Annotated in this window: 28 protein-coding genes, 1 tRNA gene and 2 pseudogenes; 5 read left to right on the forward strand and 26 right to left on the reverse strand. The window is 64.2% G+C overall.

What is annotated here, in order from left to right; genetic code table 11:
• Window position 1 precedes the first annotated feature (1 nt).
• From nuoN to relB, 22 genes and pseudogenes are all read right to left on the reverse strand, one after another.
• The gene (nuoN, locus tag QP164_RS07730; RefSeq protein ID WP_333922778.1) at window positions 2–1,447 is read right to left on the reverse strand and encodes an NADH-quinone oxidoreductase subunit NuoN; all 1,446 of its coding nucleotides are present in this window, start codon (window positions 1,445–1,447) and stop codon (window positions 2–4) included.
• Window positions 1,447–2,982 (reverse strand): NADH-quinone oxidoreductase subunit M, encoded by a 1,536-nt coding sequence (locus QP164_RS07735; protein ID WP_333922780.1) that lies wholly within the window; start codon window positions 2,980–2,982, stop codon window positions 1,447–1,449. The genes nuoN and QP164_RS07735 overlap by 1 nt, the downstream gene beginning before the upstream one ends.
• A complete protein-coding gene (gene nuoL, locus QP164_RS07740) occupies window positions 2,982–5,087 on the reverse strand; it encodes an NADH-quinone oxidoreductase subunit L (RefSeq protein ID WP_333922781.1) in 2,106 nt (701 codons plus the stop codon). Before nuoL ends, QP164_RS07735 begins: the two co-directional genes overlap by 1 nt.
• 5 nt (window positions 5,088–5,092) lie before the next feature.
• Window positions 5,093–5,401 carry an NADH-quinone oxidoreductase subunit NuoK gene (gene nuoK, locus QP164_RS07745; RefSeq protein ID WP_082441002.1) on the reverse strand — a complete coding sequence of 103 codons (309 nt, stop codon included), beginning with the start codon at window positions 5,399–5,401 and terminating at the stop codon, window positions 5,093–5,095.
• Complete coding sequence (locus QP164_RS07750) at window positions 5,398–6,009, reverse strand: NADH-quinone oxidoreductase subunit J (RefSeq protein WP_060524713.1); 612 nt, start codon at window positions 6,007–6,009, stop codon at window positions 5,398–5,400. Before QP164_RS07750 ends, nuoK begins: the two co-directional genes overlap by 4 nt.
• A 43-nt stretch (window positions 6,010–6,052) precedes the next feature.
• Entirely contained in the window at window positions 6,053–6,538 is a 486-nt protein-coding gene (gene nuoI / locus QP164_RS07755; protein ID WP_055877898.1) for an NADH-quinone oxidoreductase subunit NuoI, read from the reverse strand.
• A complete protein-coding gene (gene nuoH / locus QP164_RS07760) occupies window positions 6,535–7,581 on the reverse strand; it encodes an NADH-quinone oxidoreductase subunit NuoH (RefSeq protein WP_056058320.1) in 1,047 nt (348 codons plus the stop codon). Before nuoH ends, nuoI begins: the two co-directional genes overlap by 4 nt.
• Window positions 7,578–9,572, reverse strand: a complete 1,995-nt coding sequence (gene nuoG, locus QP164_RS07765) for an NADH-quinone oxidoreductase subunit NuoG (protein ID WP_333922782.1) — start codon at window positions 9,570–9,572, stop codon at window positions 7,578–7,580. Before nuoG ends, nuoH begins: the two co-directional genes overlap by 4 nt.
• The gene (gene nuoF, locus QP164_RS07770) at window positions 9,572–10,873 is read right to left on the reverse strand and encodes an NADH-quinone oxidoreductase subunit NuoF (protein WP_056050371.1); all 1,302 of its coding nucleotides are present in this window, start codon (window positions 10,871–10,873) and stop codon (window positions 9,572–9,574) included. The genes nuoG and nuoF overlap by 1 nt, the downstream gene beginning before the upstream one ends.
• Before the next feature lie 9 nt (window positions 10,874–10,882).
• Window positions 10,883–11,539, reverse strand: a pseudogene (locus QP164_RS07775) (complex I 24 kDa subunit family protein); the annotation flags it as partial.
• The gene (locus QP164_RS07780; protein WP_274705252.1) at window positions 11,539–12,750 is read right to left on the reverse strand and encodes an NADH-quinone oxidoreductase subunit D; all 1,212 of its coding nucleotides are present in this window, start codon (window positions 12,748–12,750) and stop codon (window positions 11,539–11,541) included. The gene QP164_RS07780 and the pseudogene QP164_RS07775, both read right to left, overlap by 1 nt.
• 20 nt (window positions 12,751–12,770) lie before the next feature.
• Window positions 12,771–13,595 carry an NADH-quinone oxidoreductase subunit C gene (locus tag QP164_RS07785; protein ID WP_333922783.1) on the reverse strand — a complete coding sequence of 275 codons (825 nt, stop codon included), beginning with the start codon at window positions 13,593–13,595 and terminating at the stop codon, window positions 12,771–12,773.
• A complete protein-coding gene (locus QP164_RS07790; protein WP_056058310.1) occupies window positions 13,592–14,140 on the reverse strand; it encodes a NuoB/complex I 20 kDa subunit family protein in 549 nt (182 codons plus the stop codon). Before QP164_RS07790 ends, QP164_RS07785 begins: the two co-directional genes overlap by 4 nt.
• The gene (locus QP164_RS07795) at window positions 14,131–14,505 is read right to left on the reverse strand and encodes an NADH-quinone oxidoreductase subunit A (protein WP_333922784.1); all 375 of its coding nucleotides are present in this window, start codon (window positions 14,503–14,505) and stop codon (window positions 14,131–14,133) included. The genes QP164_RS07790 and QP164_RS07795 overlap by 10 nt, the downstream gene beginning before the upstream one ends.
• A 503-nt stretch (window positions 14,506–15,008) precedes the next feature.
• Window positions 15,009–15,820: pseudogene (locus QP164_RS07800) on the reverse strand (inositol monophosphatase family protein).
• A gap of 159 nt (window positions 15,821–15,979) precedes the next feature.
• Complete coding sequence (efp, locus tag QP164_RS07805) at window positions 15,980–16,543, reverse strand: elongation factor P (protein WP_056058307.1); 564 nt, start codon at window positions 16,541–16,543, stop codon at window positions 15,980–15,982.
• An 86-nt stretch (window positions 16,544–16,629) separates the two neighbouring features.
• Window positions 16,630–17,235 (reverse strand): M23 family metallopeptidase, encoded by a 606-nt coding sequence (locus QP164_RS07810; protein ID WP_332754201.1) that lies wholly within the window; start codon window positions 17,233–17,235, stop codon window positions 16,630–16,632.
• Window positions 17,236–17,239: 4 nt separating this feature from the next.
• A complete protein-coding gene (locus QP164_RS07815) occupies window positions 17,240–18,253 on the reverse strand; it encodes a L,D-transpeptidase family protein (protein ID WP_333922785.1) in 1,014 nt (337 codons plus the stop codon).
• Between the two features lie 76 nt (window positions 18,254–18,329).
• Complete coding sequence (gene thiE / locus QP164_RS07820) at window positions 18,330–19,019, reverse strand: thiamine phosphate synthase (protein WP_333922786.1); 690 nt, start codon at window positions 19,017–19,019, stop codon at window positions 18,330–18,332.
• A 73-nt stretch (window positions 19,020–19,092) separates the two neighbouring features.
• Window positions 19,093–20,013: a class I fructose-bisphosphate aldolase gene (locus tag QP164_RS07825; RefSeq protein ID WP_332754204.1), complete on the reverse strand. Its 921-nt coding sequence runs from the start codon at window positions 20,011–20,013 to the stop codon at window positions 19,093–19,095.
• A gap of 13 nt (window positions 20,014–20,026) precedes the next feature.
• On the reverse strand, window positions 20,027–20,356 hold the full coding sequence (locus QP164_RS07830) for a type II toxin-antitoxin system PemK/MazF family toxin (RefSeq protein WP_243643377.1): 330 nt from the start codon (window positions 20,354–20,356) through the stop codon (window positions 20,027–20,029).
• A complete protein-coding gene (gene relB / locus QP164_RS07835) occupies window positions 20,353–20,583 on the reverse strand; it encodes a type II toxin-antitoxin system RelB family antitoxin (protein ID WP_056482291.1) in 231 nt (76 codons plus the stop codon). Before relB ends, QP164_RS07830 begins: the two co-directional genes overlap by 4 nt.
• Window positions 20,584–20,713: 130 nt before the next feature.
• On the opposite strand from relB, the gene QP164_RS07840 reads away from it, so the two are divergent.
• Complete coding sequence (locus tag QP164_RS07840) at window positions 20,714–21,223, forward strand: TlpA family protein disulfide reductase (protein ID WP_132739953.1); 510 nt, start codon at window positions 20,714–20,716, stop codon at window positions 21,221–21,223.
• Here the strand turns inward: QP164_RS07840 and QP164_RS07845 are convergent.
• From QP164_RS07845 to gap, 3 genes are all read right to left on the reverse strand, one after another.
• Window positions 21,220–22,410 carry a phosphoglycerate kinase gene (locus QP164_RS07845; RefSeq protein ID WP_132739956.1) on the reverse strand — a complete coding sequence of 397 codons (1,191 nt, stop codon included), beginning with the start codon at window positions 22,408–22,410 and terminating at the stop codon, window positions 21,220–21,222. The two genes, QP164_RS07840 and QP164_RS07845, sit on opposite strands and share 4 nt — an antisense overlap.
• Window positions 22,407–22,874 (reverse strand): MOSC domain-containing protein, encoded by a 468-nt coding sequence (locus tag QP164_RS07850; RefSeq protein ID WP_333922788.1) that lies wholly within the window; start codon window positions 22,872–22,874, stop codon window positions 22,407–22,409. Before QP164_RS07850 ends, QP164_RS07845 begins: the two co-directional genes overlap by 4 nt.
• Before the next feature lie 218 nt (window positions 22,875–23,092).
• Entirely contained in the window at window positions 23,093–24,103 is a 1,011-nt protein-coding gene (gap, locus tag QP164_RS07855) for a type I glyceraldehyde-3-phosphate dehydrogenase (RefSeq protein WP_056048489.1), read from the reverse strand.
• A gap of 143 nt (window positions 24,104–24,246) precedes the next feature.
• On the opposite strand from gap, the gene QP164_RS07860 reads away from it, so the two are divergent.
• The 4 genes from QP164_RS07860 (at window position 24,247) to QP164_RS07875 (ending at window position 25,684) form a co-directional block, all read left to right on the forward strand.
• Window positions 24,247–24,441: a hypothetical protein gene (locus QP164_RS07860; protein WP_333922789.1), complete on the forward strand. Its 195-nt coding sequence runs from the start codon at window positions 24,247–24,249 to the stop codon at window positions 24,439–24,441.
• A complete protein-coding gene (locus tag QP164_RS07865; protein WP_056048487.1) occupies window positions 24,441–24,749 on the forward strand; it encodes a cell division protein ZapA in 309 nt (102 codons plus the stop codon). Before QP164_RS07860 ends, QP164_RS07865 begins: the two co-directional genes overlap by 1 nt.
• Window positions 24,750–24,953: 204 nt before the next feature.
• Window positions 24,954–25,487 (forward strand): 5-formyltetrahydrofolate cyclo-ligase, encoded by a 534-nt coding sequence (locus tag QP164_RS07870; RefSeq protein ID WP_132739959.1) that lies wholly within the window; start codon window positions 24,954–24,956, stop codon window positions 25,485–25,487.
• A complete protein-coding gene (locus QP164_RS07875) occupies window positions 25,484–25,684 on the forward strand; it encodes a DUF2842 domain-containing protein (protein ID WP_333922791.1) in 201 nt (66 codons plus the stop codon). The genes QP164_RS07870 and QP164_RS07875 overlap by 4 nt, the downstream gene beginning before the upstream one ends.
• A gap of 283 nt (window positions 25,685–25,967) precedes the next feature.
• Here the strand turns inward: QP164_RS07875 and QP164_RS07880 are convergent.
• A tRNA-Asp gene (locus QP164_RS07880) sits at window positions 25,968–26,044 on the reverse strand.
• Window positions 26,045–26,080: the final 36 nt, after the last annotated feature.

A 26,080-nucleotide genomic window follows, 5' to 3' on the forward strand; every position in this document is an offset into this window, starting at 1 on the left:
CTCAGAACAACGCCCGTGCGGCCGCCATCGTCCACGTGCCAAGCACGGGGATGAGGAGGTAGCCGGCTGGCGACACGAACACCGCGGCGACGGCGATCAGGCCACCCTCGACCTTGCTCTCCATCGGCGCGAACGCCGGTGCCGGATCGTCGAAGTACATCGTCTTGACGACACGCAGGTAGTAATACGCACCGATCACCGAGGCGGCGATGCCGACCACCGCCAGCGGGAACAGCCCGGCGTCGACCGCTGCGCTGAACACCGCGAACTTCGCGTAGAAGCCGAACAGCGGCGGAATGCCGGCAAGGCTGAACATGAAGATCGCGAGCGCTGCTGCCAGCGCAGGCCGCGTCCGCGACATGCCGGCGAGGCTATCGATCGTCTCGACCGGCTGCCCGTCGTCACCACGCATCTGCAGCACGACCAGGAACGAGCCGAGCGTCATAGCGACGTAGATCGTCAGGTACATCAGTACGCCCGACACGCCTTCTGGCGTTCCCGCCGCAAGACCGATCAGCGCGAAGCCGACATTGTTGATCGACGAGTATGCGAGCAGGCGCTTGATGTTGGTCTGGCCGATCGCGGCCACCGCACCGAGGATGATCGAGGCGAGTGCAGCGAAGATCACGATCTGGCGCCACTGATCGGTCGCCGGGCCCATCGCATCGACCGCCACGCGGACGCTGAGCGCCAGCGCCGCGACCTTGGGTGCCGACGCGAAGAACGCGGTGACCGGGGTCGGTGCGCCCTCGTACACGTCGGGCGTCCACATGTGGAACGGCACGGCGCTGATTTTGAACGCGAGCCCTGCGAACACGAACACGAGACCGAACAGAAGGCCGAGCGACTTGCTGCCGGCATAAGCTTCCGAGACACCCGAGAACAACGTCGTACCGCTGAACCCGTAGACCAGCGAGATGCCGTACAGCAGGATACCGCTGGCGAGCGCGCCGAGCACGAAATACTTCAGGCCGGCTTCCGCCGAACGCCCGTCGCGCCGCATGAAGCTGGCGAGGACGTAGGCCGCAAGGCTCTGGAGCTCGAGACCGACATACAGCGTCAGCATGTCGGTGGCCGAGACCATGATGCCCATGCCGCATGCCGAGAGCAGGATCAGCACCGGATATTCCGGACGCAGATCGTCGCCGTGCGTGCGGGCGAAAAAGCTCGGCGCCATGACGATCGCGACCGCCGAGGCGATGTAGATCAGCACCTTGGCGAACGCGCCGAACGCGTCTGCACGGTACAGGCCGTCGAACGCATAGCCACCCGACGACGCCGGACCGACCAATGCGATCCCTGCTCCGACCAGCACGAACACGGCGGCGATCGAGACGGCTCGCGTGGACTTGTCCCCGCCCCAGGCCGAAACGAGCATCAGGGCGATCGCACCCAACGCCAGCACCAGTTCGGGCAGCGTCATTGCGATATTAGCGGCGTAATCCATCAGTGTGCCTCCCCGTGCGCGGCACTATGGACGGTTGCGGCGGGCTTCCCCGCAGTTGGGTTTGAATCGCTGGCAGGCTTGGCGCGGTCGACACGGGCGAGAAGCACGCCCACGTCCTTCCGCATCGGTGCCAGGAAGCTCTCGGGATACACGCCCATCCACAGCACGACGGCTGCGATCGGTGCGAGCAGCCACATCTCGCGGCCCGACAGGTCGACCATCGCACGGACGTCGTCCGACTTGATCTCGCCGAACACGACGCGACGGTATAGGAACAGCATGTACGCGGCGCCGAGGATGATGCTCGTCGTGCAGAGCAGCGCGGTCCAGGTCGAGACCTGATACGTGCCCATCAGCGACAGGAACTCGGCGACGAAGCCGCTGGTGCCCGGCAGTCCGATCGATGCCATCGTGAAGAACAGGAAGAAAATCGCGTACTTCGGCATGTTGATCGCGAGGCCGCCATAGCGCGAGATCTCGCGGGTATGGAGCTGGTCGTAGATCACGCCGACGCACAGGAACAACGCACCCGATACCAGGCCGTGGCTCAGCATCATGATCATTGCGCCTTCGATGCCCTGCCGGTTGAACGCGAACAGACCGATCGTGACGATCGCCATGTGCGCGACCGACGAATAGGCGATCAGCTTCTTCATGTCCGACTGCACGAGCGCGACCAGCGACGTGTAGATCACCGCGACCGCCGACAGGCCGAAGATCAGCCAGGTCAACTGGCCCGAGGCTTCGGGGAACATCGGCAGCAGGAAGCGCAGGAAGCCGTATCCACCGAGCTTCAGCAGCACGCCCGCCAGGATCACCGAGCCTGCGGTCGGCGCCTGGACGTGCGCGTCGGGCAACCAGGTGTGAACCGGCCACATCGGCATCTTGACCGCGAACGATGCGAAGAACGCCAGCCACAGCCACGTCTGCACGTGGGCCGGGAAGTCGTAGTTCATCAGCGCCGGGATGCTGGTCGTACCCGCGGTCTTCGCCATGTACAGCATCGCGATAAACATCAGGACCGAGCCGAGCAGCGTGTACAGGAAGAACTTGTACGACGCGTAGATCCGGTTCGCGCCGCCCCAGATGCCGATGATCAGGTACATCGGGATCAGGCCGGCTTCAAAGAACACATAGAAAAGGAACAGGTCCTGCGCCGCGAACGTGCCGATCATCAGCACTTCGGTGAACAGGAACGCGGCCATGTATTCGGGTACGCGCGTGGTGATCGAGCGCCAGCTGGCACCGATGCAGATCGGCATCAGGAACACGCTGAGCATGATCAGCATCAGCGCAAAGCCGTCGATGCCGAGCGACCAGCCGAACGGGCCGAAGATACCCGGCGCATGCTCGACGAACTGCCACTGCGCGCCACCGATGTCGTAGTTCATCCACAGCATGATGCCGAGAACGAAGTCGATCAGCGTCGCCGCCAGCGCCAGCATCCGCGCGGTGTTCGCCGAGACGAACAGGCACACGACGGCCGCGATCATCGGGACCGCGATCAGGACGGAGAGGATAGGAAAGCCGGTCATTACAGTCCGATCGCCCAGGTTACGGCTGCGGTCAGCCCGATCAGCATGACGAAGGCATAGGTGTAGAGGTATCCCGTCTGGAAGCGGTTGGCCACGCGGCTGCCGATCTGGACGACCCAGGTCGCGCCGTCGGGCCCGAACCGGTTGATCGTCTTCTCGTCGCCGCGGTGCCACAGGAAGCGGCCGATCGCGAACGCCGGGCGGACGAAGATCAGGTCGTACAGCTCGTCGAAATACCACTTATGCAGCAGGAAGTCGTAGAGCACGCCAAACTGTTCGACGACCTTCGCCGGGAAGGTGGGGGCCTTGATATAGGCGTACCAGGCGGTCAGCAGGCCGAGCAGCATCGCGATCGTCGCCGACAGTTTGATCAGCAACGGCACGCCGTGCATCTCGTGCATCAGATGTTCGCGGAACGCGAGCGCGCCCTTCCAGAACTCTTCGCCTGCGGTCGGCTCGATGAAGAAGCCGTGGAACACGAAGCCGGCGAGAACCGCACCGATCGACAGGACGATCAGCGGGATCAGCATCGGCAACGGGCTCTCGTGCGGGTGATACCCACCATCGCCCTCAGCCGGCGCATGCGCTGCGTCGTGATGACCGTGTGGCGCGTGGCCAGCGTCCTCGGCCTGCGCCGGGTTCGCATGATGGTCGTCCGCATGATGCGCGTCATGGGCGTGGTCGTCATGACCATGGGCGTCGTGGAGCGCATGCTGGATGTGCTCCGATGCGGCCCAGCGCGGCTTGCCCCAGAAGGTCAGGAACATAACACGCCACGAATAGAAGCTGGTTAGCAACGCGACGAGCACGCCGACGAACCACACGCCCGGCTGGCCCGCAGCCCAGCTCGCCTCGATGATCGCATCCTTCGAATGGAAGCCTGCAAAGCCGATCGCGGTGTTACCGAAGATACCGGGGATGCCGACGCCGGTGATCGCGAGCGTACCCGCCATCATCGCCCAGAACGTCACCGGGATCTTCTTACGCAGGCCGCCATAGTACCGCATGTCCTGCTCGTGGTGCATCGCGTGGATGACCGAGCCGGCGCCGAGGAACAGCAGCGCCTTGAAGAATGCGTGCGTGAAAAGGTGGAACATCGCCGCGCCGTATGCGCCGACACCCGCCGCGAAGAACATGTAGCCGAGCTGCGAACAGGTCGAATACGCGATCACGCGCTTGATGTCGGTCTGCACGAGGCCGCAAGTCGCGGCGAACAAACAGGTCGCGGCACCGACCGAGGTGACCACGGTCAGCGCGACCGGGCTCATCTCGAACATCGGCGATAGGCGGCAGACCATGAACACGCCGGCGGTGACCATCGTCGCCGCGTGGATCAGCGCCGACACCGGGGTCGGGCCTTCCATCGCGTCCGGCAACCAGGTGTGCAGGCCGAGCTGCGCCGACTTGCCCATCGCACCGACGAACAGCAGCAAGCAGAGCACCGTCATCGTGTCGAGCCGGTAGCCGAGGAAACCAAGCGTCGAGCCCGCCATGCCGGGAGCCGCCGCGAGGATTTCGGGGATTGAGACCGTGCCGAACACCAGGAACGTGCCGAAGATACCGAGCATGAAGCCAAGATCGCCGACGCGGTTGACGACGAACGCCTTGATCGCGGCTGCGCTGGCGGATGGCTTGCGAAACCAGAAGCCGATCAGGAGGTAGGATGCGAGACCCACGCCTTCCCAGCCGAAGAACATCTGGACAAGATTGTTCGCGGTCACGAGCATCAGCATCGCGAAGGTGAACAGCGACAGATACGCGAAGAAGCGCGGCTGGTCGGGATCCTCGTCCATATAGCCCCAGCTATACAGATGGACGAGCGCCGAGACCGACGTGACGACGACGAGCATCACCGCGGTCAGCGCATCGACACGCAGCGACCACGCGACGTTCATGTCGCCGGAGTGGATGAAGTCGAGCAGCGGCGCGACGGTCGCCGTGCTGGTGCCCGAGAGGAAGCCGATGAAGATCGGCCAGGACAACAGGCACGATGCGAACAGCGCAGCCGTGGTGACGAGTTTCGCCGGCACGTTGCCGATCGCGCGATTGCCGAACCCGGCAACGATCGCGGCCAGTAACGGCAGGAAGACGATAAGCTGGATCAACCGTATTACCCCTTCATCCGGTTGACGTCGTCGACCGCGATGGTGCCGCGACCGCGGAAATAGATCACGAGAATGGCGAGGCCGATCGCGGCTTCACCCGCGGCGACCGTCAGCACGAACATCGCGAACACCTGTCCGACCAGATCGTGGAGGAACGCCGAGAACGCGACGAGATTGATGTTCACCGCCAGCAGGATCAGCTCGATCGCCATCAGGATGACGATGAGGTTCTTGCGGTTGAGGAAGATGCCGAGCACCCCCATCGTGAACAGGATCGCCGCGACGACCAGATAATGGACGAGACCGATCGTCACAGTTCGACTCCCTGCCCGACGACCGGGCTCGTGTTGCGCGTGGCGTCCTGCGGACGGCGCGCGTTCTGGCGGCTGATATTCTGCGCCTTGACGCCGCCACGCTGGCGGTGGGTCAGCACGATCGCCCCGATCATCGCAACCAGCAGCACCAGGCCGGCACCCTCGAACACGAACAGATAGCGCGTGTAGAGCAGGTTACCGATCGCCTGGATGTTGGGCACGGTGTCGTCGATCGGAGCAGCGCGGCGCGCGAGCTGGATCGGACCCGTCCTCCACGCGCCGATCGCGATCATCACCTCGGCGGCGAGTGCGACGGCGAGTGCGAGACCGATCCCGAAATACCGGGCGACGCCTGCGCGCAACTCAGTGAAGTCGATGTCGAGCATCATGACCACGAACAGGAACAGCACCGCGACTGCCCCCACATAGACGATGACGAGCAGCATCGCGATGAACTCGGCACCGACCAGGATCATGAGGCCTGCCGCGTTGAAGAACGCGAGGATCAGCCACATCACCGAATGGACCGGATTGCGCGACGCGATCGTCAGCGCGCCCGACAGGACAACGACGAAGGCGAAGAGGTAGAAGGCTAAGGCCTGAATCACGATTGCGGCCCCTTAGACGCCCACGAGAAGAATGAGCGCGCCATTAACGGTACGGCGCATCGGCGGCAAGGTTCGCCGCGATCGCGCTTTCCCAACGGTCGCCATTATCGAGCAGCTTCGACTTGTCGTAGATCAACTCTTCGCGCGTCTCGGTGGCGAACTCGTAGTTCGGTCCCTCGACGATCGCATCGACCGGGCACGCCTCGGCGCACAGGCCGCAGTAAATGCACTTGGTCATGTCGATGTCGTAGCGCGTCGTGCGGCGCGAACCGTCGTCACGCGGCTCGGCCTCGATCGTGATCGCCTGCGCGGGGCACACGGCCTCGCACAGCTTGCACGCGATGCACCGCTCTTCGCCGTTCGGATAACGACGCAGCGCATGCTCGCCACGGAACCGCGGCGACACAGGATTGCGCTCGTACGGATAGTTGATCGTCGCCTTTTCCTTGAAGAAATAGCGAAGCGTCAACGCGTGCGCCTTCACGAATTCCCACAGGGTAAACGACTTGATGATCTGAGCGACGCTCATGAACCCACTCCAACGCGCGTCAGCATTAGATAGCCCGACACGAGGAAAACCCAGAACAGCGAAACAGGGAGGAAGACCTTCCAGCCGAGCCGCATCAGCTGATCGTAGCGATAGCGCGGCACGGTCGCCTTCACCCAGCTGAACAGGAAGAAGAAGAACAGGATCTTGGCGAACAGCCAGATGATCCCCGGCACGTAGTACAGCGGCGCCCAGTCGACCGGTGGCAGCCACCCGCCCCAGAACAGCGTCGCGTTGAGCGCGCACATCAGCAGCACGTTGGCGTACTCGCCGAGCCAGAACAGCGCGAACGACATCGACGAATATTCGGTCTGGTACCCGGCGACGAGCTCGCTCTCCGCCTCGGTCAGATCGAACGGCGCACGCTGCGTCTCGGCCAGCGACGAGATGAAGAACATCACCGCCATCGGGAACATCAGCGGGTTCAGGATGTACCCGTTGAAGAACCAGACATGCGATTTCTGCGCCATCACGATCGCCGACAGATTGAAGCTGCCGGTCCACAGCACGACCGAAATCAGGATGAAGCCGATCGCGACTTCATACGACACCATCTGCGCGGCCGCACGAAGCGCCGAGTAGAACGGGTATTTCGAGTTCGAGGCCCAGCCCGACAGGATGATCCCGTAGACGCCGAGCGACGAGGCCGCGAGCACGTAGAGCAGCCCGACATTGATGTCCGCGAGCACAACGCCGACGCCGAACGGCACTACCGCCCATACGATCAGCGCGACCGTGAAGGTGATGATCGGTGCCAGCAGGAACAGCGTGCGGTTGGCGGCTGCGGGGACGATCGTCTCCTGCAGGAACACCTTCAGGCCGTCGGCAAAGCTCTGTAGCAAGCCGAACGGACCAACGACGTTAGGACCACGCCGCAATGCCATCGCCGCCCAGATCTTGCGGTCGGCATAGATGATCATCGCCACCGCCAGCATCAGCGGCAGCGCGATCACGAGAATGTCGATGATCGTCGCGAGGAAGAACGCCCAGTCGTAACCGAGCGAGGATTCGAACCAGGAGATCATTCGGCTGCCTCCGCGTAATCTTCCCCGTGGAGAAGTTCGGCCGAGCAGCGCTGCATCGTCGGCGACGCACGGCAGATCGCGTTGGTCAGGTAGAAGTCCTTGATCGGATAGCCGGCGAGGACACCCTCACCTGCACCGTTGAGCGAAGGCGGGTTCCACTCGAACGTCGCGAGCGCCTGATGACGCAGCGCAGGTACGTCCGTGTACATTTCCTCGCGCAGCCCCTCGAAACTGTCGAACGGCAGCGTGTGGCCGAGCGTGTCGGACAGCGCGCGGAAGATCGACCAGTCGTCACGTGCGTCGCCGGGTGCGAACACCGCCCGCTCGCCGCGCTGGACGCGACCTTCGAGATTGACCCACGTCCCCGACTTCTCGGCATAAGTAACGCCCGGCAGGATGACGTCGGCAGCCGCCGCACCCTTGTCGCCGTGATGACCCACGAACACTTTGAACCCGGCGAACTTCGAATAATCGACCTCGTCCGCGCCGAGGAAGAAGCCGAGCTTCGCCCCCATCACGTCGGCGATGCCGCCCTTCTGCGCATAGCCGAGCATCAGCCCGCCCATTCGCGAGGCCGCCATGTGGACGACGTTGAAGCCGTTCCAGTCTGCCTTCACGAGACCCAGCGTATCGACGAGCTTTAGTGCAGCCGCATGGCCACCCTTCAGCGCGCCGCCACCGACGATCACCATCGGACGCTCGGCCTTGCCAAACGCCTCGGTCACCGCCTCGGGCAGAGCGCCGAGCAGCGCCAGATCGTCGCCGAGCCACTCGACCTTGTACGTCAGGTCCGTCTCCGGCCCGATCGCGAAGACCTTCGCGCCCTTCTTGATAGCCTTGCGCACCCGCGTGTTCACCAGCGGCGCTTCCCAGCGCAGGTTCGTGCCCACCAGCAGGATCGCATCGGCGCGCTCGGTGCCAGCGATCGTCGTGTTGAAATTGACCGCGGCGATGCTCGTCGCGTCATAATCCATGCCGGTCTGACGGCCTTCGAGCAGGCTCGACCCCATCTTCGCGAGCAGCGCCTTGGCGGCGTACATCGTCTCGCAATCGACCAGATCGCCAGCGACGGCCGCAACGCTCGACCCGGCGTTGACAGCCTTGATCGCTGCGAAGGCCTCATCCCACGTCGCGGGAACCAGCTTGCCGTTCACGCGGACATAGGGCTTGTCGAGACGACGGCGTACGAGGCCGTCGATCGCGTGGCGCGTCTTGTCGGTCGCCCACTCCTCGTTCACGTCCTCGTTGATCCGCGGCACGCAGCGCAGCACTTGGCGACCACGGCTGTCGAGCCGGATGTTGGTGCCGACCGCGTCCATCACGTCGATCGTCAGCGTCTTGCGCAATTCCCATGGACGCGCCTCGAACGCATACGGCTTCGATGTCAGCGCACCGACCGGGCACAGATCGACGACGTTGCCGCTCAGCTCGCTCTTGACCGCATTCTCGAGATACGAGGTGATCTGCATGTCCTCGCCGCGGAAGATCGCACCGATTTCCTCGACGCCGGACACTTCCTCGGCGAACCGGATGCAGCGCGTGCACTGGATGCAGCGGGTCATGACCGTCTTGACGATCGGGCCCATATACTTCTCGGTGACTGCGCGCTTGTTCTCGTCGTAGCGCGAATGACCGCGACCGTACGCGACCGACTGGTCCTGCAGATCGCACTCGCCGCCTTGATCGCAGATCGGGCAATCGAGCGGATGGTTGATCAGCAGGAATTCCATGATGCCCTCGCGGGCATTCTTCACCATCGGCGAGTTGGTAAAGATCTCCTGCTTGTCCGCCGCCGGCAAAGCGCACGACGCCTGCGGCTTGGGCGGACCAGGCTTCACCTCGACCAGGCACATCCGGCAATTGCCAGCGATGCTGAGCCGCTCGTGATAACAGAAACGCGGGATCTCCTTGCCGGCAAGCTCGCACGCCTGCAGCACGGTGGCGCCCTGCGGCACCTCGATCTCTACGCCATCGACTTTGACTAAGGGCATTACTCTGCGGCTTCCATCATCGGCGCGGTGTCGCCACCGCGCTCACGGATACGGCGCTCCATCTCGGGGCGGAAATGCTTGATCAGGCCCTGGATCGGCCACGCGGCTGCGTCGCCGAGCGCGCAGATCGAGTGACCCTCGACCTGCTTGGTGACCTGCTGGAGCATGTCGATCTCGGACAGTTCGGCGTCGCCAGTGCGCATCCGCTCCATCACGCGCCACATCCAGCCGGTGCCCTCGCGGCACGGCGTGCACTGGCCGCAGCTCTCATGCTTGTAGAAGTACGAGATGCGGCTGATCGCGCGGACGATATCGGTCGACTTGTCCATGACGATGATCGCCGCGGTGCCGAGGCCCGAGCCGACCGCCTTCAGGCCGTCGAAGTCCATCGCGCAGTCCATGATCTGTGCGGCGGGCACGAGCGGCACCGAAGAGCCACCCGGGATCACCGCGAGCAGGTTGTCCCAGCCGCCACGGATGCCACCGCAATGCGTCTCGATCAGGTCGCGGAACGAGATGCTCATCTCCTCCTCGACCACGCACGGCTTGTTCACATGGCCGCTGATCTGGAACAGCTTCGTGCCGCGGTTGTTCTCCGCGCCGAAGCTGGAGAACCACGCCGCGCCACGGCGCAGGATCGTCGGCGCGACCGCGATCGATTCGACGTTGTTGACCGTCGTCGGGCAACCATAGAGTCCAGCCCCCGCCGGGAAAGGTGGCTTCAGCCGCGGCTGGCCTTTCTTCCCCTCGAGGCTCTCCAACATCGCGGTCTCTTCGCCGCAGATGTAAGCGCCTGCGCCCCGGTGCACGAACACGTCGAAGTCGTAGCCCGACCCGCACGCGTTCTTGCCGATGAAGCCGCGATCGTACGCCTCGGCAACGGCTGCGAACAGCGTCTCGGCCTCGCGGATATACTCGCCGCGGATGTAGATGTACGCCGCGCGCGCGCGCATCGCGAACCCGGCGATCAGCGCGCCCTCGATCAACTTGTGCGGATCGTGGCGGATGATCTCGCGATCCTTGCAGCTGCCCGGTTCGGATTCATCCGCGTTGATGACGAGGAAGTTCGGCCGATCGGGCTTCGGCTCCTTCGGCATGAACGACCATTTCGTGCCGGTCGGGAAGCCCGCACCGCCACGACCACGCAGACCCGACGCCTTCATCACGTCGATGATCGCGTCCTGGCCGAGCGCCATCAGGTCCTTGGTATTGTCCCAATCGCCGCGCATGATCGCCGCGTCGATGTTCCACGGCTGGAAACCGTAGACGTTGGTGAAGATGCGATCCTTGTCGGCGAGCATCAGGCCCACTCCCCGGTAATCGTGGTTCGCGTCGACCATCGCCTTCAGCGAGGTCGGGCCGCCTTCGGGGCAGCTTGCGCGACGACCGAATTGCGGCCCCGGCGTCGGATGCCCGCCATTGGCCAACGCCTCGAGGATCTCGGTCGTCTTGTCGTAATCGAGGTCTTCGAAATTATCGTCGTTGATCTGCACCATCGGCGCATTCGCGCACGTGCCCAGGCACTCGACCTCGGTCAACGTGAACATGCCGTCCGGCGTGGTGCCGCCCTTGACCAGCCCGCGATTCTTGCACGCCGCCAGAACGTCGTCCGACCCACGCAGCATGCACGGCGTCGTGCCGCAGACCTGGACGTGGAAGCGACCGACCGGCGCGAGGTTGAACATCGTGTAGAAGGTCACGACCTCATACACGCGCATGTACGGCACGCTGATCTGGCGCGCGACGAACTCGATCACCGGCACCGGCAACCAGCCCTGCGTCTGCGTTTCCGCGCCGACCTGGCGCTGCGCCAGATCGAGCAACGGGATCGACGCCGACTGCTCGCGACCCTTGGGATAGCGCCCGAGAATCTCGTTCGCCTTTACCTGGTTCTCGTCCGTCCAAGCGAACGAACCCCAGCGTGCGCGGGTCTCGGCCTCGTCGGGAATTTTCGGAGCTTCAGCCATCAGCGGTCACATTCACCAAAAACGATATCCATCGCGCCGAGGATCGCGGTCGTATCTGCCAGCATGTGGCCCTTCGCCATGAAGTCCATGGCCTGCAGATGCGAGAACGCGGTCGGGCGGATCTTGCAGCGGTACGGCTTGTTCGAGCCATCGGCGACCAGATACACGCCGAACTCGCCCTTGGGGCTCTCGGTCGCGACATAGACGTCGCCGGCGGGCACGTGGAAGCCCTCGGTGTAAAGCTTGAAGTGATGGATCAGCGCTTCCATCGACTGCTTCATCTCACCACGCTTGGGCGGCACCACCTTGCGGTCAAGCGACGCGATCGGCCCCTCGGGCATGTCGCGCAGGCACTGCTTCATGATCCGCGCGGACTGACGCACTTCCTCGACTCGCACCATGAACCGGTCATAGCAATCGCCGCGCGTGCCGACCGGCACTTCGAAGTCCATCTTCGCGTAGGCGTCATAGGGCTGCGACTTGCGCAGATCCCAGGCGATCCCCGAGCCGCGGATCATCGGGCCGGAAAAGCCCCACTTGATCGCGTCGTCGCGGCTGACCACGGCGATGTCGACGTTGCGCTGCTTGAAGATGCGGTTGTCCGCGACAAGCGAGATCGCATCCTCGAACAGCCGCGGCAGGCGCGTGTCGAGCCAGTCGCCGATGTCGGCGAGCAGCTTCAGCGGCGCGTCCTGATGCACGCCACCGGGACGGAAATAGTTCGAATGCATGCGGGCGCCGGAAACGCGCTCGAAGAAGTTCATGCAGTCTTCGCGGATCTCGAACAGCCACAGGTTCGGCGTCATCGCGCCGACGTCCATGACATGCGACCCGAGGTTCAACATGTGGTTCGAGATGCGGGTCAGTTCGGCAAAGAACACACGCAGATACTGCGCACGCTCGGGCACTTCGAGGTCGAGCAGCTTCTCGACCGCCAACACCCAGCTATGCTCCATGCACAGCGGCGAGCAATAATCGAGACGATCGAAATACGGCAGCGCCTGCGTGTAGGTCTTGTACTCGATCAGCTTCTCGGTGCCGCGGTGGAGCAGGCCGACATGCGGGTCAACGCGCTCGACGATCTCGCCGTCGAGCTCCATGACGAGCCGAAGCACGCCATGCGCGGCCGGATGCTGCGGACCGAAGTTGATCGTGTAGTTCTGGATCGTGACGTCGCCGGTCGTCGGATCGGCTGCGTCGGCTTCACCCAGAAGCTCTTCGACATACAGACTCACTGGTTCTGTCCTCCACCCTTGGTCGGGACCACGTCCGGGTTCGCAGGCTTCAGCGTCGCATCGGACTCCGACTTGCCGGCGCCCGTCTGTGCGGTCGACTCGGTGCTCTTGGGTTCGGTCGGCGCCTGGGTCGGCGACTGCGCCGCGTTGGCCTTGACGATCGTGTCCGCCGACAAGGGAGTCTGCGCACCCTTGGCCTGGGGCAAGGCGCCCTTCTCGTCACCGGGGAGCACGTAGTTCGCACCCTCCCACGGACTCATGAAATCGAACGTACGGAAATCCTGCGCAAGCTGCACGGGCTCGTACACGACGCGCTTCGACTCTTCCGAATAGCGCAGCTCGACATACCCGGTCAGCGGAAAGTCCTTGCGCTGCGGATGACCGCGGAAGCCGTAGTCGGTCAGGATGCGCCGCAGGTCCGGATTGCCGCTGAACAGCACGCCGTACATGTCGTACACTTCGCGCTCGAGCCAGCCCGCGACCGGCCAGATGTCCGTCACCGACGGCACCGGCTTCTCCTCGTCGGTCGCGACATGCACGCGCAGGCGGTGATTCCGCGTCAGCGACAGCATGCAATAGACGACCTCGAACCGCTCCGCGCGATCCGGATAGTCGACGCCGGCGATCTCCATGAGCTGCTGATAGGCAAGCCCCGGGGTATCGCGCAGCGCGATCATTGCGTCGTACAGGTCTTCGCGACGAACGTGCAGCGCGACTTCGCCGACATGGTCGACCGCGTCGAGCAGCATGCCGCCAAGCGCCGCGCGGGCGCTGTCGATCACGCCGTCGTTCGACGCGTAAGCTGGTGCGGGAGCCCTCAACGCTCGATGCTCCCGGACCGCCGGATCTTCCGCTGCAACTGCATGATGCCGTACAGCAAAGCCTCAGCCGTCGGCGGGCACCCGGGAACGTAGATATCCACCGGCACGATCCGATCGCAGCCGCGCACGACGCTGTAGCTGTAATGATAATAGCCGCCGCCGTTCGCACACGACCCCATCGAGATCACGTACTTCGGCTCCGACATCTGGTCGTAAACCTTGCGGAGTGCCGGGGCCATCTTGTTGCACAGCGTGCCGGCAACGATCATCACGTCCGACTGGCGCGGCGACGCGCGCGGTGCGGCGCCGAAGCGCTCCAGATCGTAGCGCGGCATGTTGACGTGGATCATCTCGACCGCGCAGCATGCGAGCCCGAACGTCATCCACCACAGCGAGCCGGTGCGGGCCCATTGGAACAGCTCTTCGGTCGACGTGACGAGGAAACCCTTATCCGTCAGCTCACCGTTCAATCCGTCGAAAAAGCCCTGGTCGGGTGGCACCAGCGAACTGGGCGAACCGGGTGCGGGCTGAAGCTCTACTCCCAATCGAGTGCTCCCTTCTTCCATGCGTAGACGAGGCCAAGGGCCAATTCGCCGATAAAGATCATCATCGAAATCCACGCGGTCCAGCCGAGCGTGAAGACCGAGACGGACCAGGGATACAGGAACGCGGCCTCAAGATCGAAGATGATGAAGAGGATGGCGATCAGGTAGAAGCGCACGTCGAACTGGCTCCGCGGATCCTCGAATGCGGGAAAGCCGCACTCGTATTCGCTGAGCTTCTCAGGCGTAGGCTTGTGCGATCCCGTGAGGCGCGAGACGGCCATCGGCAGGAACACGAACGTGCTCGACAATGCGATAGCGATCCCGAGGAACAGGAGGATCGGAAGATAGTGCGACAGGTCGACCAAATTGCTTCTCGCAAGTGCGAACGGAACGGGGCCGCTTTAGGCCGATGGGGGGTGATGGGCAAGGCGTGGAGGGTGTGAGAATCACTCGCAAGTGGAGGGGCGGGGGTGACGGGAAACTTGCGTTACTTAGCGCGCCGATGACTGCGGCCGCGACTTCCACTGAATGTCGGGGACGTCACCGAACCATGCCCGTCACCCTGGACTGGTTCCGGGGTCCACGGTGCCGCACACCAGCGGCGGCGAGAATGCGGAACGGTGGATGCCGGAACAAGCCCGGTATGACGGACCGAGCCGGGGTCGACGCCGTTGCGCTGTTGACCCCACTCTGGCCCTTACGCTCCCCCATCCGTCACCCCAGCGAAAGCTGGGGTATCGTGGTTGGCGGGCGCGGCGACCATCACGGGGATACCCCAGCTTTCGCTGGGGTGACGGATGGGGATGGCAGTCGGATTGGGAGCGGGAGTAACCGAATTCGGTCCCAGTTGCCCTCTTCACAATCCACCTTAACGCAACGCGCCAGCCACCAGCTTATGAAGCCGCGAATGCAGCGCGTCGTTCGCCGCAAGAAACTCATTACGCTCCATCGCGCGATCGCCACCGCGGAAGTCAGTGACGAAACCGCCGGCTTCTTTCACCAAAAGCATCCCAGCTGCAACATCCCAAGGCTTCAGGTTCGACTCCCAGAACCCGTCAAACCGGCCCGCAGCAAGCCACGCCAGATCGAGCGCCGCAGCACCCAAACGACGGATCCCCGCAACCTCAGGTGCAACCGCGCCAAAAATCCGGCTCCACTGCGCGAAGTCGCCATGCCCGAGGAACGGAATCCCCGTAGCGATCAGCGATTCGGAGAGATCGCGCCGCGACGACACGCGCAAGCGCTGGTCGGTGAGCCATGCCCCCGGCCCTTCTCGGCCCAGAAGCTCTCGTCGGTCAGCGGCTGATACACCAATGCGGTGGTAACCTCTCGCTTGCCGTTCGGCATCGGCTCCTCGACCGCGATCGAGATGCAGAAATGCGGGATGCCGTGGAGGAAGTTCGACGTCCCATCCAACGGATCGACGATGAACCGCGGCTTGTTCGGGTCACCCTCGACCTCGCCGCGCTCCTCCATCAGCATGCCCCAGTCGGGACGCGCGTGCGAAAGTTCTTCGAAGATCGTCTGCTCGGCGCGCTGGTCGGCCTGGCTGACGAAGTCGGCCGGACCCTTGCGGCTCACCTGGAGCTGCTGGACCTCGTTGAAGTCGCGACGCAGACGCGGCGCGGCCTTGCGGGCGGCGCGCTCGATGACGGTCATGATGCCGGAATGGCTGGGCATGGTATTCTATCTCCCCCTCCCGCAAGCGGGAGGGGCCGGGGTGGGCTCGCGCTATCGGCGTCGCGCGGCATCGAAATTGTTCGCGCCAATATCGTCTCGTAACATGGAGGGCGGGTGCCCACCCCGACCCCCTCCCGCCTGCGGGAGGGGGAGCAGTTGTCAGTCCGCGCGCCTTACGTACGTCTGCTCGTAGACATCGACCACGATCCGCGTGCCAGCCCCAATATGCGGCGGGACCATCACGCGCACGCCGTTCTCAAGCACCGCCGGCTTGTACGAAGACGACGCAGTCTGCCCCTTAACAACAGCGTCCGCCTCGACGATCAGCGCCTCGATCGTGTCCGGCAACTGGACCGAGATCGGCCGCTCTTCCCAGAGCTCCATCACCACGTCCATGCCGTCCTGCAGGAACGCCGCTGCGTCGCCCAGGATGTCGGCGTCGAGCGAGATCTGCTCATAGTTCACCTTGTCCATGAAGGTAAGCATGTCGCCTTCGCGGAACAGGAACTGGAAGTCGACGGTCTCGAGCCGTACTTTCTCGACGCTCTCGGCGGAGCGGAAGCGGGTGTTGTTCTTGCGGCCGTCGATGAGGTTCTTCATCTCGACCTGCATATAGGCACCGCCCTTGCCGGGCTGGGTGTGCTGAATCTTGACGGCGCGCCAGATGCCGCCCTCATATTCAAGAATGTTGCCGGGACGAATCTCGACCGCGTTGATCTTCATGACCGATTCCTGCTGGAAAGAGCTAGGGGCCGTCCGCGAAGCATGGCCCTAAGGCGTGGCTATGCGGAAACCCGAAGCGGCGGGCTTTAGCGGGACGACCGGGTTCCGGCAAGCAGCGGGTACGGGTTCACGTTCTCGCCCTGATACCAGCGCTCACCCGGCTGCATCTTGGTCAGCCCGAAATGCAGGTGGTAGTTGCCCGCCCCCGCATCGCCGGTATCGCCGACATAGCCGAGCGTATCGCCGGCCTTGACCGCCATGCCCTCACGGATACCCGCGGCGTAGCCGGCAAGGTGCGCATAGTAATAGGTCCAGCGTCGATCGGGCGAGCGGACGTAGAGCGTGACACCGCCAAGCCCGCTCTGGAACAGCTTCTCGATCCGGCCCGGTGCGGCAGCAACGACGGGTGTGCCGCCCGGTGCCATGATGTCCGTACCGTGATGCCCGCGTATACCGCCGCCCCGCGCATCGTTCCAGCTATCCGCGATAGCTTTCCGAGGAACGCCGGCCACCGGAACGGCCAGAGCCCCAGGCGTCACGGTAACAGCATCGACCTCGGCGGAAGGCGCCGGCTTCCGCCAAGGCACCCGCCGCTCGATGCCGCTACCGCCGCTGCCGAACGACACCATCGACGCAAACCCGCCGACCGCGACGACGATCAGCCCGAGAATGATCCAGAACGTCCGCGTCATCGCCTCAGGCCTGGAATACGGCCTTGGTCCCCGGCTTGATCATCATCGACAGCCGCGCCGCGTCCCAGTTGGTCAAGCGGATACAGCCGTGGCTCTCCGCACGCCCGATCGTCTCGGGGTTGGGTGTGCCATGGATCCCGTAATGCTCCTTCGACAGGTCCATCCAGACGACCCCGACCGGACCGTTCGGCCCCGGCGGCAGCATCTCCTTCTGCTGCCCCTTCTTCGCATCCCAGAACAGCGCAGGGTTGAAGTGGAACTTCGGATTGTAGTCGGAGCCCTTGATCGTCCACGTACCGAGCGGAAGTGGATCATGGCTCGACCCCATCGTCGCGGAGAACTGCGCGATCAGCTTGTCGTTCGCATCGAGCACGCGGAGCACGCCGTCCGACTTGTCGACCACCACATGATCCGCCTTGGGCTGATTTGCATCGACGTTCAGCATCGTGAGCGTCGCGATCCAGTCCGGCTTCAGCTTCAGATCGTAGGCGCGCGAGGTCGGCAACGCGTTGGGGAATACCACCTTAGTGCCCGGCGATAGTTTCGTGGTCGGAGAATTCAGCGCAACGATCACCGCCGGCGTCGTGTGGAACATCTCGCCGAGCTTCTCCATGACATTCTTGTAGCCGAGCGATGGGAGTTCGGCCTGCTTTGCCGGGTCCGTCGGGAACGGATTGACGAACGGCCCCGCCAGCATCTCGGGGGTCAGCGCGACCGTCACGGTCGGCCGCGCGGCGCGGTATGGATACAATGCCTGCAAAGTCCGCGCATCGGGCTTGCCGGTAATCGGCAGGCCCTTCGCCTCCTGGAATCCCTTCAACGCCGCGACCAGCGACTGCCCACCACGACCATCAAGCACACCCGGCCCGAAGCCGAGATGATCGAGGATCACCTGTACGTGGAGAATATTGCGGTCGATCGGAACCGGCGTGGTCGGTGCAGGCTGCGCCAACACAGGCGACGCCACGCCGAACAGGCACGCCGCAAGAACCGAAGCTTTCGTCACAAATGCCGTCATGCCCGTCATCCCAAACCGTTACGCTTCTGCATCAAACGGTCGGGACGACGGTTGTTTCCAACGGTTGGGCGCGATCTCAGCGCTTCGCAAGAACCTCAGCGAACGCCTTGATCGCCGCGACCTCGTCGCCAGCCCAGACGGCGCCCGACACGGCGATGAAATCCGCACCAGCAGCAACCAGCGGCGCGGCGTTTTCCGGGGTGATGCCACCGATCGCGACGCAGGGCATCTCGAACAGCGTCGACCACCAGGACAGGATCACCGGCTCGGCGGTATGCGTCGCGACCTTCGTCGTCGTCGGATAAAACGCGCCGAACGCGACATAGTCGGCCCCGGCCTCGCCCGCTTCCATCGCCAGATGGCGACTGCCATGGCAGCTCACGCCGATCTGCGCGTTGGGCCCCAGCTGCGCGCGAGCCTCACGCGGATCGCCGTCATCCTGCCCGAGATGCACGCCGTCCGCATCGAGCCGCTTGGCGAGCCCGATGTCGTCGTTGACGATGAACGCGACGTCGCGTTCTGCACAGATCGCACGCAACGGCTCGCCGAGTGCGGCGGCGGCATGCTGATCGATATCCTTCACACGGAACTGGAACGCGGCCACGGGGCCAGCATCCAGGGCGCGCGCTAGGCGTTCGGGAAAGTCGCCGCCGACATCCAGCGGTGACACCAGATAAAGCTGGCAAGCCGGCCGACGCATGTCGCGGCGGAAATTCTCGGCGAAATTGGGATCGAGCGGGCCCAGCGGATCTTCGAATTCGGTCATGCCCGCCCCTAGCCCCTCATGCCGCGCTCGTCACCCCGGCGCGTGGCGGGGTGACGAGCGCGCAGAACGGCGCTTATTCCTCGTTCTTGTAGATCCGGATGATCCGGTCGAGCATCGCCAGCGCTTCGTCGCGCGGGCGCTGGAAGGTGTTGCGGCCGATGATCGAGCCGTTGCCGCCGCCGTCGCGGATGTCGCGTGCGTCCTGGAACACCGCGTCCTCGCCCTTCGACGCGCCGCCCGAGAACACGTTGATGCGACGCCCGGCAAAGCTCGACTGGACGACGTGCTTCACGCGGTCCGACTGCTTCGACCAGTCGGTGTTCGCGTAAAGCGGCTTGGCTTCCTTCTGCTCGATATGCGCGGTCGGCAGCTTGGTCTTGATGATGTGCGCGCCGAGCAGCGCCGCCATGTGCGCGGCATAGGCACCGACGTCGAGCGCGAGTTCGCCATCCTTGGTCAGCTCACCACCGCGCGGGTACGACCAGATCACCGTCGCGATGCCGACCGACTTCGCCTCTTCGCTCAGCTCGCGGATTTCCTCGACGAGGTCGAAGAACTGGTCCGCACCCGGATAGATCGTGAAGCCGATCGCCGCCGAGCCAAGCCGTACCGCGTCCGACACCGTCGCGGTCACCGCCTGGTCGATCGTCGTCGCCCAGCTGTTCGAGCTGTTGCACTTCAGGATCGTCGGGATCTGCCCGGCGAACGTATCGGCGCCCGCCTCGAGCATCCCGAGCGGCGCGGCATAGGCACTGAGCCCTGCGTCGATCGCCAGCTGATAATGGTAATGCGGGTCGTACGCCGCGGGATTGACCGAGAAGCTGCGCGCCGGGCCATGCTCGAAGCCCTGGTCGACCGGCAGGATCACGAGCTTGCCGGTGCCGCCAAGCTTGCCCTGCATGAGGATGCGCGCGAGGTTTGCCTTCACCGCCGAACTGGTGGCCTCGTATTTGTCGAGAATGGTTTTGACTTGCGGGGTGATCGTGGATGTCATGGTAAATCCTGTCTTAGAGTTCGAGCCAGCGGCGCAGCGCGTCGTCGACTCGGGTCATGGTGGTGATGGGTATCGTACCGATAATCTCGACGATTTTGTTGCGGTCGAGCGTATCAACCTTGTCGATCTGGATCTCGCTATCGCGAAATAGGCCGGTTTCCGCCGATGCCTCGAGCGACACGCGAAACAGGCTCGTCCCGCTAATGACGCTGGTCAGCGGACATAGAGAAATCGTCGCGTGATCGGCAAAAAGGTCTGATTGGACGACAAGAAAGGGGCGCGGCTTGCTAGAGAAGTCGCCCTTGCCCGCCCCGACGACGATCATACCGCGGACGAATTTCATGCAGGGGGCGCCCCGATTAGTGCGTCCCAATCCTCTTCACCTGCCTGCCTATCGTGATCAGCCGCCGCGAGCGACTGACGTCGTGCCTCCGCCAGGAACGCCTCGTCGTGGCGTTCGACATAGCGTCGCACGGCTTCGCGTGCGATATCGCTCTTGCTGCGCCCTTGGGTGCGCGCAACCGCCGCGAGTCGCTCTTCGAGTTCGCTGTCGAGCCTGACGCCGAGCATCCGTGTCTCCGTTTAACATGTTAAACATAGGCGCGCGGATAGCCGGGATCAATCCCCTGCCCGCTCGGTTTGCCGCGTGATTGACGGAAGGTCGTCGGACGCGGAAACTGTCCATAGGGGGACGAGGGCAATGACGATTTTGCGCGGGATCATGACGTGTGCGGCGCTGCTGGCGGCATCCGCGGCACCGGGACCAGCAACGGCAACGACCGCTGCGGTAAAGATCGGCGAGCGCTCACCCGACTTCGAACTGACGCTGATCGACGGCAGCAAGGTCCGCAGCGCCGACCTTCGCGGCCAAGTCGTAGTCCTGAATTTCTGGGCGACGTGGTGCGGGCCGTGCAAGGCGGAACTGCCGCTGCTCGATGCCTACTACCGGCTTCGCAAGAACAACGGCCTGCGGGTCTTCGCGGTGGCGACGGAGGATTCGCTGCCCGCGTACAAGCTCAAGCCGCTGTTCGCCGCGATGACGATCCCGTCCGCACGCCGGATCAAGGGCCCGTTTGCGGTTCTGGGCGCGCTGCCGACCAACTACATCATCGATCGCGCCGGTATCGTTCGCTATGCGAAAACCGGCGCGTTCGACCTGGACGCCTTGAACGGCCTGCTGGTCCCGATGCTTCGGGAGCCCGCATCCTAGCGGGTCAGCGCGGCGACGCCGGGAAGGTCCTTGCCTTCCATCCATTCGAGGAACGCGCCGCCAGCGGTCGAGACGAACGTGAAGGCGTCCGCGACGCCGGCATGGTTGAGCGCCGCGACCGTATCGCCGCCGCCTGCGACCGAGACGAGCGAGCCGCCTTCGGTGAGGGCCGCAGCGGTCTTGGCGAGCGCAACGGTCGCCTTGTCGAACGGCGGCGTCTCGAACGCGCCGAGCGGACCGTTCCAAACCAGCGTGCGGCAGTTCTTCAGCACGTCGCCAAGCGACTCGACCGCCGCAGGACCAACGTCGAGGATCATCTCGTCAGCCGCGACTTCGTGGACGTTGACAGTGCGGGTGGCGGGGTTCGGCTTGAACTCTTTAGCGACCACGACGTCATACGGCAGGTGAACCGTGCAGTTCGCCTTGTCCGCAGCTTCCATGATCTGTTCGCAAACGCTCGCAAGCTCATGCTCGCAAAGACTTTTGCCTACATCGACACCGCGTGCCGCGAGGAAGGTATTCGCCATGCCGCCGCCGATGATCAGATGATCGACCTTGGTGACGAGATGCCGCAGCACGTCGAGCTTCGACGACACCTTCGCGCCGCCGACGACGGCCGCAACCGGGTGCTCGGGCGCGCCGAGCGCCTTCTGGAGCGCGTCGAGTTCGGCTTCCATCGCGCGGCCGGCAAAGGCGGGTAGGACGTGCGCGAGCCCCTCGGTCGAGGCGTGCGCGCGGTGCGCGGCGGAGAAGGCATCGTTGACATACAGGTCGCCAAGGCTCGCGAAACGCTTGACCACCGCTTCGTCGTTGGTCTCTTCACCACCGAAGAAGCGCGTGTTCTCAAGCACCGCGATGTCACCGGGCTCCAGCGTCGCGACGGCGTCATCCGCCCCTTCCCAGTCGATGTAGCGGACTTCGCGCCCGAGCACTTCACTGTACGGCTTAACGACCTGCGACAGCGAGAACTCCGGGCTCGGCACGCCCTTGGGACGACCGAAATGCGCGAGGACGAGGACGATCGCGCCCTTGTCGGCAAGCTCGCCTACGGTCGCGACGGTCGCGCGCAGGCGGGTGTCGTCGGTCACATGCCCCTCTGCCATCGGCACGTTGAGGTCTTCGCGGACGAGCACGCGCTTGCCCTGGATGTCGCCCATATCATCGAGCGTCTTGAATGGCTTGGTCATGGTTCTTCGATCCTGATCTCATCACCGACGGCAATTTTGCCGCCCATCAAAACTCGGGTACAGGCCCCGCCCCGCCAGTCGGGCGTCAGCGCGGCGAACAATCCTGGCGCCAAGGCCTCCATGCGTTCGCACGGATCGGTGTGGCGCGTCACCTCCAGCACGACGTCCGCGCCGATGCGCAGACGGGTGCCGGGTATCTGCGGTAGGTCGAAGCCGTCAACGAGCAGGTTCGCGCGGCGTTCATACCATGGGATATCCTGGCCCACCTCGGCCATCGCCGCGGCCCAGTCGCCGTGTTCCAGCAACGTGACCTGGCGCCGCCCCTTGCCGCCCGGCTTCACATAGCCGCGAAAGTCGCCGTGCAGCCCGGCCTCGATAGTGATCTCGACATGGTCGATCACCTCCATCGGGGCTTTCGCGCGGGGGTGTCGGGCGATCCCGGCGATGGTGCCGCCTGCAGTCATGTCACGAGCCGCGCGTCATCCATACCAACTGCCGCCATCCCAACGAGACACCCGTCACCCATCCCAATTCCCGCACCCATCCCAATCTCCGTCACCCCAGCGAAAGCTGGGGTCTCCCTGTTGGCGGGCGTCGTGACCCGCATGGGGAGATCCCAGCTTTCGCTGGGATGACGGACTTGGGCGGGATAGCGGTTAGGAGAACGCAGCGTCCGTCTACCTTAGATGAACTTCGCCATCGCGGTGGCGGTATCGACCATGCGGTTCGAGAAGCCCCACTCGTTATCGTACCAGCTGACGACGCGAACCAGCTTGCCGTCGATCACCGCGGTCTCCAGGCTGTCGATCGTCGACGACGCCGGGGTATGCTGGAGATCGATCGACACGAGCGGCTCGTCCGACCAGTCGAGCACGCCGACCAGCGGGCCGCTCTCGGAGGCCGCCTTCAGCACCGCATTCACCTCTTCACGCGTCGTATCGCGCGACGGGGTGAAGGTCAGGTCGATCAGCGACACGTCCGGCACCGGCACGCGGATCGCCGAACCGTCGAGCTTGCCCTTCAGCTCCGGCAGCACTTCGGCAACCGCACGCGCGGCACCGGTCGTCGTCGGGATCATCGACATCGCCGCAGCACGCGCGCGACGCAGGTCCGGGTGGATCTGGTCGAGGATCTTCTGGTCGTTGGTGTAGGCGTGGACGGTCGTCATCAGGCCGCGCTCGATGCCGATCGCATCGTTCAGGACCTTGGCGACGGGCGCGAGGCAGTTGGTGGTGCACGACGCATTCGAGACGATCGTGTGCTCGGCGGTCAGCTTGTCGTGGTTGACGCCGTAAACGACGGTCAGGTCGACGTTCTTGCCCGGTGCCGAGATCAGCACCTTCTTGGCGCCTGCATCGAGATGCTTCTGGCAGCTTGCCTTGTCGGTGAAGAAGCCGGTGCACTCGAGGACGATGTCGACGCCCAGCTCGGCGTGCGGCAGGTTGGCCGGGTCACGCTCGGCAGTGACGCGGATGCGCTTGCCGTCGACGACCAGCTCGTTGCCTTCGGCCGAAACTTCGCCCGGATACTTGCCGTGGACGCTGTCGCGCTTGAACAGCCAGGCGTTCGACTTCGCATCGCCGAGATCGTTGATCGCGACGAGTTCGAGTGCGCCGTTCGACTGTTCGAGTACCGCACGGGCGACGAGACGGCCGATGCGCCCGAAACCGTTGATCGCAACCTTGACCGTCATTGCTGTCTCTCCGCTACGCCCGCGAGTCCGTTCCGGGCGCGCAGCCTTTGCGGGGCGGTGGGGCGCCCTGTCAACACCGTGGATGGTGTTGGGTTTCGCCTAAACCGACTTGTCGCACCCCCGTCCATGCTATCTCGCATGGCATGTCAGAAACACTTCCCGACGGACCAACTGCCGTCGAACGGATCGACGCCGCGATCGAACGGATCGAATCCGCCATTGCAGCCCGCACCGAAGCCGGCGACGCGCTCGCCAAGCGCCACGCCGCCCTCAAGGCGCGGATGGCCGAAGCCGTCGCCGCGCTCGACGATGTCATCACGCGCGGGAGCCCCAACTGATGGCCCAGGTCATGCTCGATATCGGCGGTCGTCCCCACGCCGTCGCCTGCCGCGATGGCGAAGAATCCCGCGTCCGCTTGTTGGGCGCGATGGTCGCGGAACGCTGGGCGACCGCGGACCGCGCGGCCGGCGGTCTCAGCGCGGAGCGCGCGATGCTGTTCGTCGCGCTGATGCTCGCCGACGACCTCGACGAAGCCGCGCATCGCCCACCCGAAGGCTCGGCGGTCAGCGAGATCGCACTCACGCGGATCGCAGATCGTCTTGAAGGCCTCGCACAAGCCCTTGAGCTTAGCCCGCCCAACGCCTAGATTGGCTGTGGCGGGTTCTGCCCGGTACGAGCCTTTATTATCCCTGAGGCTATTCATCATCCATAGGGGGCTGTCCCTGTTAGGATCCTGGTCCGAAGCATATGGTCCCCACCTGACGTACCGTGCGTCAGTGGATAACCCGGCACACGGCCATGGTGGGCCCGCCACACCACCATTTTCTCCCTATTTCAGGGTCGCAAGCGCATGACCGACAAGAGCGCGCTGAGAGCCTCGCTCCGCGCCGCGCGGGAAGCGCGCCCGCCTGTGGATATTCCGGTGCCATCGGCGTTTTTGACCCGGCTGAAGCCCGGATTGACGGTTGCTTCCTATGTCCCGTTCGGCGGCGAGGCCGATCCCTCGCCCTTCGCGCGCGCTGCCGTCGATGCGGGATGTGTGATCGCCCTACCCCATGTCGTCCGCCGCTCGTTGCCGATGCGCTTCCTGTCCTGGGCGACCGAGGCGGCGCTGATCGCTGGGCCGTTCGGGCTGCACCAGCCCGCCGCAGACGCCGCCGAACTCGAACCCGACATCATCCTGACCCCGCTCGTCGGCTTCGATCGCCGCGGCAACCGGATCGGCCAGGGCGCCGGCTATTACGACCGCGCCTTCCTCGCCCACCCGAATGCCTGGCGCGTTGGCATTGCGCTATCGGTGCAGCAGGTCGATAGCCTGACCCCAGACCCGTGGGACGTCCCGCTCCACGCCATCGCCACCGAATCAGACTGGATCACGCCATGACGCCAACCTGGCGCAAACCCGTCGGCATGCTCGGCATCTTGCTCCTGATCCTGGTGTGGTGCGTAGCGATCGTGAGCCTGTCGAACATCGTCGGCACCTGGCATTGGCTGGCGCAGTTGGTGTTCTACGTGTTCACCGGCCTGATCTGGATCGCACCGTTGAAGCCTGTGCTGCGGTGGATGGAGATCGGCCGGTAACCGGCCCTGACACCGCCACACTTCCGATCCCGACCTGCTTCCCCCTCCCCGTTCGTCCTGAGTAGCCATCGAGTAGTCGCGCAGCGGCGTATCGAGAGGGCGTATCGAAGGACAGGTTGGCGGGTGGAACACATGCTTCGATACGAGCCCTCGATACGCTCCTGACGGAGCTACTCGGTCTCTACTCAGCACGAACGGAGAGGGGTTGGTGGTTCCGGACAATCTACGGAACGGAATGCTCACAGCATCCAAAATCTAAAAGGGTCTCGGCCACCCACTAGGGTGGCGCGAGTGACGGGACTCGAACCCGCGACCTCCGGCGTGACAGGCCGGCGCTCTAACCAACTGAGCTACACCCGCATTCCCAATGACGAACCCTAGCGTCCCAAGGAACAC

The organism is Sphingomonas sp. LR59, from assembly GCF_036855945.1.
Classification (GTDB): Bacteria; Pseudomonadota; Alphaproteobacteria; order Sphingomonadales; family Sphingomonadaceae; genus Sphingomonas.

What these genes read in the sequence shown, in the direction of transcription:
- nuoN (WP_333922778.1), bottom strand. Translation starts at nt 1,447, where the DNA reads ATGGATTACGCCGCTAATATCGCAATGACGCTGCCCGAACTGGTGCTG.
- QP164_RS07735 (WP_333922780.1), bottom strand. Translation starts at nt 2,982, where the DNA reads ATGACCGGCTTTCCTATCCTCTCCGTCCTGATCGCGGTCCCGATGATC.
- nuoI (WP_055877898.1), bottom strand. Translation starts at nt 6,538, where the DNA reads ATGAGCGTCGCTCAGATCATCAAGTCGTTTACCCTGTGGGAATTCGTG.
- nuoH (WP_056058320.1), bottom strand. Translation starts at nt 7,581, where the DNA reads ATGATCTCCTGGTTCGAATCCTCGCTCGGTTACGACTGGGCGTTCTTC.
- nuoG (WP_333922782.1), bottom strand. Translation starts at nt 9,572, where the DNA reads ATGCCCTTAGTCAAAGTCGATGGCGTAGAGATCGAGGTGCCGCAGGGC.
- nuoF (WP_056050371.1), bottom strand. Translation starts at nt 10,873, where the DNA reads ATGCTCGCCGACAAGGATCGCATCTTCACCAACGTCTACGGTTTCCAG.
- efp (WP_056058307.1), bottom strand. Translation starts at nt 16,543, where the DNA reads ATGAAGATCAACGCGGTCGAGATTCGTCCCGGCAACATTCTTGAATAT.
- QP164_RS07810 (WP_332754201.1), bottom strand. Translation starts at nt 17,235, where the DNA reads ATGACGCGGACGTTCTGGATCATTCTCGGGCTGATCGTCGTCGCGGTC.
- QP164_RS07815 (WP_333922785.1), bottom strand. Translation starts at nt 18,253, where the DNA reads ATGACGGCATTTGTGACGAAAGCTTCGGTTCTTGCGGCGTGCCTGTTC.
- thiE (WP_333922786.1), bottom strand. Translation starts at nt 19,019, where the DNA reads ATGACCGAATTCGAAGATCCGCTGGGCCCGCTCGATCCCAATTTCGCC.
- QP164_RS07825 (WP_332754204.1), bottom strand. Translation starts at nt 20,013, where the DNA reads ATGACATCCACGATCACCCCGCAAGTCAAAACCATTCTCGACAAATAC.
- QP164_RS07830 (WP_243643377.1), bottom strand. Translation starts at nt 20,356, where the DNA reads ATGAAATTCGTCCGCGGTATGATCGTCGTCGGGGCGGGCAAGGGCGAC.
- relB (WP_056482291.1), bottom strand. Translation starts at nt 20,583, where the DNA reads ATGCTCGGCGTCAGGCTCGACAGCGAACTCGAAGAGCGACTCGCGGCG.
- QP164_RS07840 (WP_132739953.1), top strand. Translation starts at nt 20,714, where the DNA reads ATGACGATTTTGCGCGGGATCATGACGTGTGCGGCGCTGCTGGCGGCA.
- QP164_RS07845 (WP_132739956.1), bottom strand. Translation starts at nt 22,410, where the DNA reads ATGACCAAGCCATTCAAGACGCTCGATGATATGGGCGACATCCAGGGC.
- QP164_RS07850 (WP_333922788.1), bottom strand. Translation starts at nt 22,874, where the DNA reads ATGACTGCAGGCGGCACCATCGCCGGGATCGCCCGACACCCCCGCGCG.
- gap (WP_056048489.1), bottom strand. Translation starts at nt 24,103, where the DNA reads ATGACGGTCAAGGTTGCGATCAACGGTTTCGGGCGCATCGGCCGTCTC.
- QP164_RS07860 (WP_333922789.1), top strand. Translation starts at nt 24,247, where the DNA reads ATGTCAGAAACACTTCCCGACGGACCAACTGCCGTCGAACGGATCGAC.
- QP164_RS07865 (WP_056048487.1), top strand. Translation starts at nt 24,441, where the DNA reads ATGGCCCAGGTCATGCTCGATATCGGCGGTCGTCCCCACGCCGTCGCC.
- QP164_RS07870 (WP_132739959.1), top strand. Translation starts at nt 24,954, where the DNA reads ATGACCGACAAGAGCGCGCTGAGAGCCTCGCTCCGCGCCGCGCGGGAA.
- QP164_RS07875 (WP_333922791.1), top strand. Translation starts at nt 25,484, where the DNA reads ATGACGCCAACCTGGCGCAAACCCGTCGGCATGCTCGGCATCTTGCTC.